Source organism: Bartonella vinsonii subsp. vinsonii, assembly GCF_902825235.1.
GTDB lineage: Bacteria > Pseudomonadota > Alphaproteobacteria > Rhizobiales > Rhizobiaceae > Bartonella > Bartonella vinsonii.
The window spans coordinates 1-9310 of sequence record NZ_CADEAJ010000017.1 but is presented as its reverse complement, the minus strand read 5'-3'; the positions used below and the strand labels follow the sequence as shown (position 1 = coordinate 9310).

The 9310-nt window shown below is 39.6% G+C and carries 8 protein-coding genes and 1 pseudogene; 5 read left to right on the top strand and 4 right to left on the bottom strand.

What is annotated here, in order from left to right:
* Window positions 1–702 precede the first annotated feature (702 nt).
* The 4 genes from J7R12_RS08300 to J7R12_RS08285 all read right to left on the bottom strand — a co-directional run bounded on the left by J7R12_RS08300 (window position 703) and on the right by J7R12_RS08285 (window position 5703).
* Window positions 703–2745, bottom strand: coding sequence for a portal protein (locus tag J7R12_RS08300; protein ID WP_234924865.1), 2043 nt, complete (start codon window positions 2743–2745; stop codon window positions 703–705).
* Entirely contained in the window at window positions 2730–4058 is a 1329-nt protein-coding gene (locus tag J7R12_RS08295; RefSeq protein ID WP_126603196.1) for a PBSX family phage terminase large subunit, read from the bottom strand. Before J7R12_RS08295 ends, J7R12_RS08300 begins: the two co-directional genes overlap by 16 nt.
* On the bottom strand, window positions 4039–4371 hold the full coding sequence (locus J7R12_RS08290; RefSeq protein WP_126603194.1) for a hypothetical protein: 333 nt from the start codon (window positions 4369–4371) through the stop codon (window positions 4039–4041). The genes J7R12_RS08295 and J7R12_RS08290 overlap by 20 nt, the downstream gene beginning before the upstream one ends.
* 825 nt (window positions 4372–5196) lie before the next feature.
* Window positions 5197–5703 carry a hypothetical protein gene (locus tag J7R12_RS08285; RefSeq protein WP_126604030.1) on the bottom strand — a complete coding sequence of 169 codons (507 nt, stop codon included), beginning with the start codon at window positions 5701–5703 and terminating at the stop codon, window positions 5197–5199.
* A 166-nt stretch (window positions 5704–5869) separates the two neighbouring features.
* On the opposite strand from J7R12_RS08285, the gene J7R12_RS08280 reads away from it, so the two are divergent.
* The 5 genes and pseudogenes from J7R12_RS08280 to J7R12_RS08260 all read left to right on the top strand — a co-directional run.
* Window positions 5870–7036, top strand: coding sequence for a tyrosine-type recombinase/integrase (locus J7R12_RS08280; RefSeq protein ID WP_126603192.1), 1167 nt, complete (start codon window positions 5870–5872; stop codon window positions 7034–7036).
* Between the two features lie 220 nt (window positions 7037–7256).
* Entirely contained in the window at window positions 7257–7463 is a 207-nt protein-coding gene (locus J7R12_RS08275) for a helix-turn-helix transcriptional regulator (RefSeq protein WP_004865664.1), read from the top strand.
* A 337-nt stretch (window positions 7464–7800) separates the two neighbouring features.
* Window positions 7801–8091 carry a CopG family ribbon-helix-helix protein gene (locus tag J7R12_RS08270; protein ID WP_126603190.1) on the top strand — a complete coding sequence of 97 codons (291 nt, stop codon included), beginning with the start codon at window positions 7801–7803 and terminating at the stop codon, window positions 8089–8091.
* Window positions 8088–8360, top strand: a complete 273-nt coding sequence (locus J7R12_RS08265) for a type II toxin-antitoxin system RelE/ParE family toxin (RefSeq protein ID WP_126603188.1) — start codon at window positions 8088–8090, stop codon at window positions 8358–8360. Before J7R12_RS08270 ends, J7R12_RS08265 begins: the two co-directional genes overlap by 4 nt.
* Window positions 8361–8556: 196 nt before the next feature.
* Window positions 8557–9310, top strand: a pseudogene (locus tag J7R12_RS08260) (DUF3987 domain-containing protein); the annotation flags it as partial.

Below are 9310 nucleotides of genomic sequence, written 5' to 3'. Positions count from 1 at the left end.
AGGGCGCTTCTCAATAGACAAAGTAAGATTAAGGAGGTTCCCCAAAATAAGGAAGTTTACAAAAGTGATATTCTTATGGAGCTTATTGAGAAAATTGAGACAGAAGAATAAACAACAAACGCGGGGGTGCTTTTTATGAGTTAATGCCATCTCAAAAGAAAAAAGTACAAAAAAGAAAGCCGTGCCAATTTATATGACGCGGCTTTTTATATTTCATTCAAATTTTATCCATAATGGAGGCATAAATACATATATACAAAGCGTATCATATTACAAGTTCTCTAGTCTCTTTATAAAAACTTATCCAAAATAATATAAATGAATGCTTCTGAAAGCACTCTTTTAGATCATCACATTTGAATGAAAAAAGCCTATTAACTCTGTGATGATTATAAACCTCTTTTGAAACGTATTCATAACAATGCCCTCATTTTTGAGGTGAGTAAAATTAGCCAATCCAAATTTGGATTAACCCCTTTCAAAAGAAAACATTTCAAATCTTTGCATTTAAACAAGCTCTCATATTCAATTGCGTTTTAACAATGCGATTTATTATGATAAAAGCGTCTTATAAAATTTATGAGATGTTATGAATGATAGCTGCTTTTCATTTCATTTGAATGCTCACATGCGTTATAACATTGGCATCATGATTTGCTTTTTATGGTCTGTTTATAGATGGCTATTGTTTGTAAAAAATGGTCAATTGAATCGTGCATAAAAGTGTGGATTCTTAAGGGGATTCAAATAAAATAAATACATATAATCCATTGAATTTATTATATTTTTTAACATTATACGTTGTCGCTCTAATTCATGCTTCTCTTGCATGAGCTCCGCTTCTAATTTCGCTCTTTCCTGCCGCATGAACAGATCAATCTGCTTGCCTTGTAAATCCATCTGTTGCATCTGTGCTTTTGCTGCAATGTCCTGCTGCTTTTCCTGCAACTTCATTTCCTGTTCGGGATTCATTTGTTGCTGTTGTTGCGCCATCTGTTGTTGCTGTTGGAACTTCTCACTCACACGATTGAGTAATGATGCCGGCAAAGGCGAATAACGCAACAAATCAAGCATGATATCCGGTGTAATCGCGTTTTGAAGCAACGGTAACAGCTGTGTGATAATACCAAAGGTACGCTCTTTTTCGTTCGGGCTGGTTGGCGCATCATCAACGACAATGTCATAATCAACACTCATAACCTCTTCACGGGTTAATGGGATATATTGCGCGTTCTCTTCTCCTGATATCCGCACCAAACGACCATCAGACAGATAATTCTGTATCAAATGGAGGATAATCTTACCTTGACGCTTGCGATACAAACGCAAACCATCAAACAAACAAGCAAGTAGATTAAGGCTCGATTGACGCCTCTGTGCTTCAAGAATGCCTGCCTGTGTGACTTCTCTTGTGCCGATGAACTCAGGTGATAAACCCGTCACCTGATTGATAGCTTCTTTTGCTTCATTAAAAAGCTGGAAAAAACCCGTTGGAAATTCTGCTACGGGTTTGGGTTGAATCTTACCAGCTGCAAGGGCGCCATCTTCAGCAACGAGCAACGCATCAGCCCGCGCCCAATCTTGCATAGCCTGCCTGATGTCCTTAAACGCCCCTTCCTCGACAATAAGCCCCCCTTTGGATTGGCTATTAAGGATATACATCACTTGACTGAAATATTTATTCGCCCACCGTTGCGGGTCTTTTGTAGGACGTACAACCCCATAAAATTGCCGTTCTATCTTGTCAAAATATCCCGTTATACACTCCCAACCCAATTGACCAGCTGGAACCAATGGTTGATCGGGAGATTCAAGCAATTTCCTCCCTAAAAAAGCACGTCTTACAACCTTTTTATTGAAAGCCGCCCCTTGAATATTAGGCATCATGCATTGGAATTGCTTAAATTCCTCTTCGCTATAATCACGCAATTCACCCGTTTCTAAATCAGGTGCCTTGTAATATCGCTCGCTTTCAAACCAACGGCATTCAACAAGCGTGACCATGCGTCGACCGTTTTCAACATCAACGCTTTTGTCATCACTGTAATATTCAAGGTCGTTATGATGAACACCCTCATAACCCATACCATCCCGCGCCCAATCCGCATTGAGCTCTGTCCAATGGCATTCTGGAAACATCTGTCTAGCAACTTCTAAAGGCTTGCGGTCAACATACCACATGCGTTGCGCATCGGTTAAATTTGGTTGAACAGCCGCGCTATCCCAAACCATTTTTAACGGGTCTAAACGCGTGATAACCGGCTCTCCATCGGGATTATTTTCATAATCAAGCCGTGTATCTGTCCACCCCATCCCACAAATGACAGCGTCCTGAAAAGCATCGGAATCCGCGTATTCAGCATGCGCCATATCCCTAAACCATTCCGCCGCCCCAGTAAGCAATTCACTTGGCAATGCCTTCCCTATTTGCCTAGGAATAAATTGCACTTCACGCTTATTGTTGCGTTCAGAGCCCACAACTGCATTCACAAGCGGAGCAATACGATTAAAGGTCATAACAGGGCGGCGTTGCTCCTTTAAAACCGATAAATCCTTCTCATCCCACTGATCACCATTGTAAAAAGCAAAATCCTCACGAGCATGTTCACGCCATTTATTCACATGCTCCACATCTTCTTTGTACCAACTTACAAGCTTGCGAAACAAACAGTCACTGGAGAGATCAGAAGCTTTTCTTTCTTCCTGCTCTAATGTCTCATCATCTTGCATCATTCTGCCATCCATGAGCTACTCTCATATTCTGTTCTACCGCTATAAGCTGCTCGTTTCTGTCTTTCTTGTGGTGGTTTGTATGAAATGCACATTAAGCCAAAGGCATCTGCTCCATGACTGGACCAATCATGCTCTGCCCCCAAACCTATATTGCGCTTCTCATCCCATTTCTCGTGATACCAATTCAGTGCCTTGCGCCCTGCTACCGTGGTTGCTTCGTTAAACCAAACAGAAGGCAAAACACGACGAACTGTTTCTATACGTATCTTGACTGCACCCGTTCCCTGATTGGGAATAACTTTTGTTTGAAAGCCCGCATTTTTAAGTGCACTCTCAAAACTCACATTGTGCACACGGTCTCTTGTCGCTCCATCATGAGGCAAAACCATCAATGCCTTTTCGTAACCATTTTGACGCAACCAGCCTATGTGCTCCGATAACGGCTGCCCTTGTGCTTCGTAATAATCAAGAACCCTGATTTCGCGTCCTACAAACTGTGCTATCCATATTGCCGTCGCATCTGCTTTGGCGCCCGTGCCCCCAATATCCCAAAAAGCCCGTATCTGCATTAAAGGATCACGAGAAACACGCCCTATCCGCCCCTCCTGCTCGGCTGCTAACATCTCTTGTTGAAAGTAAGCACCCTGAACGGCGGTTAAGTAGCCCCCTTCCCAAATATGCTTATAGCTCTCTGGTCGGTTTCTAAGATCATCCAAACGTGCTTCATTCAAGATCTTTGGAAACTTCGGGTTATCTGACCAATTGATCTCAACACGTTTGATTGCCTCATTATCAGAAAAGCGAAATCGCTTCTCAACGGGGGCATTTTCACGCAATGGATTCCATGTCACCCATAATTCTGCACGCCATCCCTCCCCTTCCTCACGTAAAGTCGGTATGAGCGTTTGCCAAGCTGTCTCTGTGACAGGCTCTGCTTCATCAACCCAGCAAAGCAAAATACGCCCCATCGACTTGATGCTCGCTACATTGCGGTCAAGACCTGAAAACTGAAAGGCTATACGACCATCTCTCGACTTAATCGAAGACTCCCCAATCTTGTAATAGCCCTTCAAGAAATCATGATCTTCAATGGCACGTTTAATCTCTTCCAAAGAACTCTCTGCTAGAGAATTCTGGAACTGACGAGCACAAAGAATAGTGCCTGAAATACCCCCCATACCAAATTGATAGCCCTTTAAAGCTGCCATCAAGGCAAAAGATCTTGTCTTTCCAGACCCCCGTCCTCCCCAAGCAGCACGAACCGCCGCCTTACCTGTAAATACTGGTATAAGTTTTGGTACAATACTAATCTGTTTGGTTGTCATTTACCAAAGGAGCAATCTCAACACGCGTTATCGTCTTTATAGCTCCCCCATCCTCACCTGTAACCTGTAAAGGCAACACCTTGCCAAGCAAAGCCAAATAAGCAGCGGGGCAATCCATAGCTTGCTTTTCCAAATAGGAAATAAGCCCCTCATTGCCTATTTTGTTACCAGCATTCTCTGCTGCTTTAAGAACTGCCTCTTTTAAAATACGAGTCATTTTATTAGGGATGCCTTTAACACGACCTAATCCAGCTCTCGGTGGTATCCATTTTTGTTTGACTGGTGGAGCTTGTTCTGTATTTTCTGATGTCATAAAATACTCCCTCCCGATAATAAAAAACCCCGCATTTGCGGGGATTTCCTTACTGCACTTCCCCTCGTTTAGATACAATACGACCAAGTACAGTGCTGTCATTAAATACGATTTGAAACACATTGTCAACACTAAAATAACACATATTGATAGATTTAACGTGAATCAGCTACAGATACTCCGATAAAGTATAAACATGCAAAAGGATATAAATATTGGGAATCTTACAAATCATATTAATTATTGTAGGTGTTATAATATTGCTCCTACTATTGCCCTTAATTATTAGAGGTATATCGGCATTCTTAGAAGAGAGTAGTGACACCATTGGACTGATATGTGTTATTGCCCTAATAGGACTGGGATTCCATTACTTAGGATGGACATTAACTACACTAATACTGACTATACTAATTGCAATTCATGCAATTTATGTCCTTCAATCATGCGATAGAACATGGAAAGAAACATTTGCATTCTGCGCTACAGTATCTTTACCACCATTTATATCATCGCAGATTGTGTCAATACATTACTTTGAGCAAAAGTCTCCTCTAATAGAGAATATATTAATAACAGTTTTTCCCATAACGTTCATCTATTTTATCGTTTCATTTATTTTAATAAACACATTCGACAACCAGAAAAAAGATCTTAAAGGCACGATTTCAGGTATAATTGAATTCTATTGCGCAATAGCTATATTGTTGCCCCTGTTTATTTGGAGCCGTTGGGGCGCAATAGCAGCAATAATATTAGGAATATTATGGTGCGTCTCTTATATTTATCGTACACCTAAGAGCATACCTGATAAAAAAGAAAACTCTAATGAAAATGCTTCTGAAGCGCATTAAGAGCGACACGTAATGAACTCACAAGATGCGGGAGCATTTGGTCTTCTATAACAAGATATTGTATAGCGGCGTAAAGGTTATACTGTCTATAGAGGCATTGTGCTTCTTTTATTACCTCTTGCATATTGAAAAACTGCTCTGTAGCAAATTCTACCCATTTGTCCCTTGCCTTATCATCAGTTGATGAAGGCATTTCGTTAAAAACAGCGCTTGGCAAGCCTTTTGCACAAAGATAATTGTTTCTTATCTGTAGATATTTTTGAGCAGCATCATATTGATCTTGTGTAAGCACGCCTTGCAAACAAAGCCGCCCGATATAAGAGCCAGCAAGCGGATTTTTTGCCTCTTGTAGCATTAAACCAAAGCGCTTTGCACGCATTTCTATTGCTAATGTATCAACGGCTTCACGTGGTGATTTTGCTCGTGATATACGACCATTTGGCTCTCTTAACTGCCCTATAATTTTAGGGCAACCCATTGATTCATAATGATAATTTACTGTTTTGCATGTTGAATGAAAGACCCGAATATTGTAAGATTCTCTCATCTCAAATCATTCCATTTTGTATCAATTAAAGTCACTTATTTGCACGTCACAAGCGGGGTTATCGTGTGGATAGAAAACCGTTTAGAAAGGAACAAAAATGCCTTTAATGAATCGTCTTAATGCAAGGGCTGTCGCAACATTGGGAGCTGGCAAATATAATGATGGTGCCGGCTTGTTACTTCATAAGCGTAAAGATGGTGGTGCTCAATGGCTTTTACGCTATACTATCCGCGGACGGCGTCGTGAAATGGGCTTGGGTACTTTAAGAGATGTCTCTTTAAAAAAAGCACGTGAATTGGCAACCCAATGGCGTTCTGTTTTGAATGAGGGTCGTGACCCCATTAATGAACGTGAAAAACAAAAGCGTGAGGCAATGCGCAATCTGCATTATCTAAAAGATATTGCTTTGGATGCTTTTGAAAGCCGTAAAGCTGAACTAAAAGGAGATGGTAAAAATGGAGATTGGTTTTTACCTTTACGTCTTTATATCCTCCCTAAATTAGGCTGCCTACCGGTTTCAGAAATTACACAAACCGATATACGCAAAGTTCTTGCTCCCATCTGGCATATAAAAGCTGATACAGCTCGTAAAGCACTGAACCGTCTCAATATTTGTCTTAAACATGCTGCTGCCTTGGGTGTGGATGTTGATTTACAAGCAACAGAAAAAGCAAAAGCTCTTTTAGGGAAACAAAGGTATAAAGCTACGAATATGCCTGCAATGGATTGGAAAGAGATACCGGCTTTTTATAAAACACTCTGCGAAACAACAACCCTAACTCAACTGGCTTTGCGTCTACTTATCCTTACAGGTGTTCGTACATATCCCTTGTGTCATATCCATAAAGATCAAGTTGATGGAGATATATGGACCATCCCTGCTGAGAATATGAAAGGAAGGCGCGATGCTACAACAGAGTTTCGCGTGCCTTTATCAACCGAAGCATTGGAAATTTTAAAACAAGCACGCTTGCTATCTCGCAATGATTTCTTTTTTTCTACAACTGGTCGTGGTCCTCTTGCAAAAAATTGCATGTCAAACTACATGCAAAAAGCTGGACTTGAAGCCTGCCCGCATGGTTTTCGGTCTAGTTTACGCGATTGGCTAGCAGAAACAACTGATGCTCCCTATGAGGTAGCAGAAACCATTCTAGGTCATACGGTTGGGGGTAAAGTAGAACGTGCCTACCGTCGTACTGACTATCTAGAGCAGCGCCGTATTTATATGGATAAATGGGCGGCTTATGTCACGGGGCAATCTTAATAGATGGGGTCTTGTACCCCATTTTTATTCCATTATCTGTGGATAACTTTCTCTCTTTGTTCTCTCATTTCGTTTCAATAAGACTCATAAATTATCAAATGAGAAAATAGCTCATAAAATACTGTTTTTTATGAACAAACTTACTTTCCAATGATTCTAAAATATGGTTAATAAATGCTTATTGATTTGTTTCCATTTTTTGAGAATGAAAGGATAAATTATGACTGAAAATGATGTTCTTCTTACAGACCGTGAAAGTGCAAAATTATTGCATATAAGCGTTTCAACATTCCGTCGGCATGTCACCAATGGATCTTTACCAAAGCCTTTAAAATTTGGTTCTTTATCGCGTTGGTTACAATCGGATTTGATGGATGTGATTGAAAAAGCCAAAACGCAACGTCAACATCTCAGTGATGTGGCATAAAAAAAACCTTGTCACATAAGGATGGACAAGGCTTTCTCTTATAAACCGATAAGAATATAGCAAAATCCATCCTGTGACGCAACGTTTAAGGATAAGAATATGTTATTTGCTTATACAAATGTACAAAACATTACCGGCGCCTTGCGGGGTGTTTAGTATGTTCAGTAAAAATGCCAATTTAGATTAAAACTGATATATTATTGCATAAAAAAATAATCGTTTTCTTGATATGAAAATGCAAAATAGATGTAAAATATCTATTTAAAAGCACCTATTGAAGAAATAGTAAAGATGTATTACATTAGAATTATATTGTAACACATTAAGTGGTAGTAAAATGGCTGAAACAACATTTACCTTTCGCGTTGATGATGTATTAAAAAATGAATTTTCCAAAGCAGCGAAAGCATGTGATAGGTCCGGTGCACAACTGTTACGAGATTATATGCGTGATATCGTCAAAGAACAAAAAGAAAAGAGTGCACACGAATTATGGTTTCGTGAACAGGTTCAACTTGGGATAAATTCTGCTAATACAGGCGATGTAATATCTTCTGAAGAAATTGAAGCAGAAGCAGAAGAATGGCGCTTTGAAATACAACGTAAGCTAAATAGACCAACTTTATGAAGATAATTTGGACACGAATAGCACACGTTGATCGCAAAAAAATACGTGAGTATATAGCACAAGATAACCCTTCTTCTGCCTTAAAATTTGATAAACTTTTATCTGAAAAGGTAGAAAAACTCGTTAAATTTCCTACTCTTGGTCGTTTAGGGCGAATTATAAATACACGTGAACTTGTTGTGCATCCGAATTATATCATGATTTATGATATTTCAAATGGTGTTGTACGTATTTTGCGTGTGCTTCATGCAAAGAAAAAATTTCCGTAGCCAAATTGTACTTTGATTTATTTGGTATAAATAGGGCGGCTGTAATAAAAAATGCTTACTAACTATAGTGAAGCAAATCATTTGCTATAATACCGCGCTCTGTATCAATAAATAATGATAAATCCCTATTTTTTCCAATGTTGCGAATATGATTGCACAAATCATTTCGCACATTATTTAGTTTCTTACTCATAGAAGAGATGATGATGATAACATTCTTGTAAAACAGAATTTTATTGTTAATGATACGATGGTAGAAAAATTTGGGGAATTACTCAAAGAAAACCCGCGGGGGTTATTAATGGTCCGTGATGAACTTTCTGGTTTTTTAGCAAACTTGGAGCTTAAGGAATATCAGACAGACCGTTCTTTTTATCTGACGGCTTTTAATGGAAATTCTCCTTATACCTATGACCGTATAGAACGTGGAACAATTTATATTCCCAATGCAACGCTTTCCATTATAGGAGGTATTCAACCTTCTCGGATTATTCCCATTGTACAAGCGATAAACCGTGGAATAAACGATGATGGTTTATTGCAACGGTTTCAACTGATGGTATGGCCCGATAACAATAAAGAGAGAGAATGGAGGGATGAATATCCCAATAGAGAGGTATGGGAAGCTTATAAACAAGTGTTTCGTTCTCTTTATGATAAACCGGTAGGATCTTCTCAACATCCAACGACCATGCATTTTTCTGCTGAAGCCCAAGAGATGTTTCGTGAATGGTGGGAAAATCATCAGAAAGAGATCAGAAGGGATGATCTCTCTGAAGCCTTGCAATCCCATTGTGCAAAAATGGACAAAACCATAGTAAGTCTTGCTTTGATTTTTGAACTTGTCGAAGGAGGACGTTTTGAAATCACTCTCCCTTCTCTCAAAACAGCATTGCGTTGGGAAAACTATTTGTTGAGTCATGTAAAAAGACTTTATGCTGCCGGCAATG

Bases quoted from the DNA above. Each gene is read 5' to 3' on its own strand.
- J7R12_RS08290 (WP_126603194.1), bottom strand. From the start codon at position 4,371: ATGACATCAGAAAATACAGAACAAGCTCCACCAGTCAAACAAAAATGG.
- J7R12_RS08265 (WP_126603188.1), top strand. From the start codon at position 8,088: ATGAAGATAATTTGGACACGAATAGCACACGTTGATCGCAAAAAAATA.
- J7R12_RS08300 (WP_234924865.1), bottom strand. From the start codon at position 2,745: ATGGATGGCAGAATGATGCAAGATGATGAGACATTAGAGCAGGAAGAA.
- J7R12_RS08270 (WP_126603190.1), top strand. From the start codon at position 7,801: ATGGCTGAAACAACATTTACCTTTCGCGTTGATGATGTATTAAAAAAT.
- J7R12_RS08280 (WP_126603192.1), top strand. From the start codon at position 5,870: ATGCCTTTAATGAATCGTCTTAATGCAAGGGCTGTCGCAACATTGGGA.
- J7R12_RS08275 (WP_004865664.1), top strand. From the start codon at position 7,257: ATGACTGAAAATGATGTTCTTCTTACAGACCGTGAAAGTGCAAAATTA.
- J7R12_RS08285 (WP_126604030.1), bottom strand. From the start codon at position 5,703: ATGGGTTGCCCTAAAATTATAGGGCAGTTAAGAGAGCCAAATGGTCGT.
- J7R12_RS08295 (WP_126603196.1), bottom strand. From the start codon at position 4,058: ATGACAACCAAACAGATTAGTATTGTACCAAAACTTATACCAGTATTT.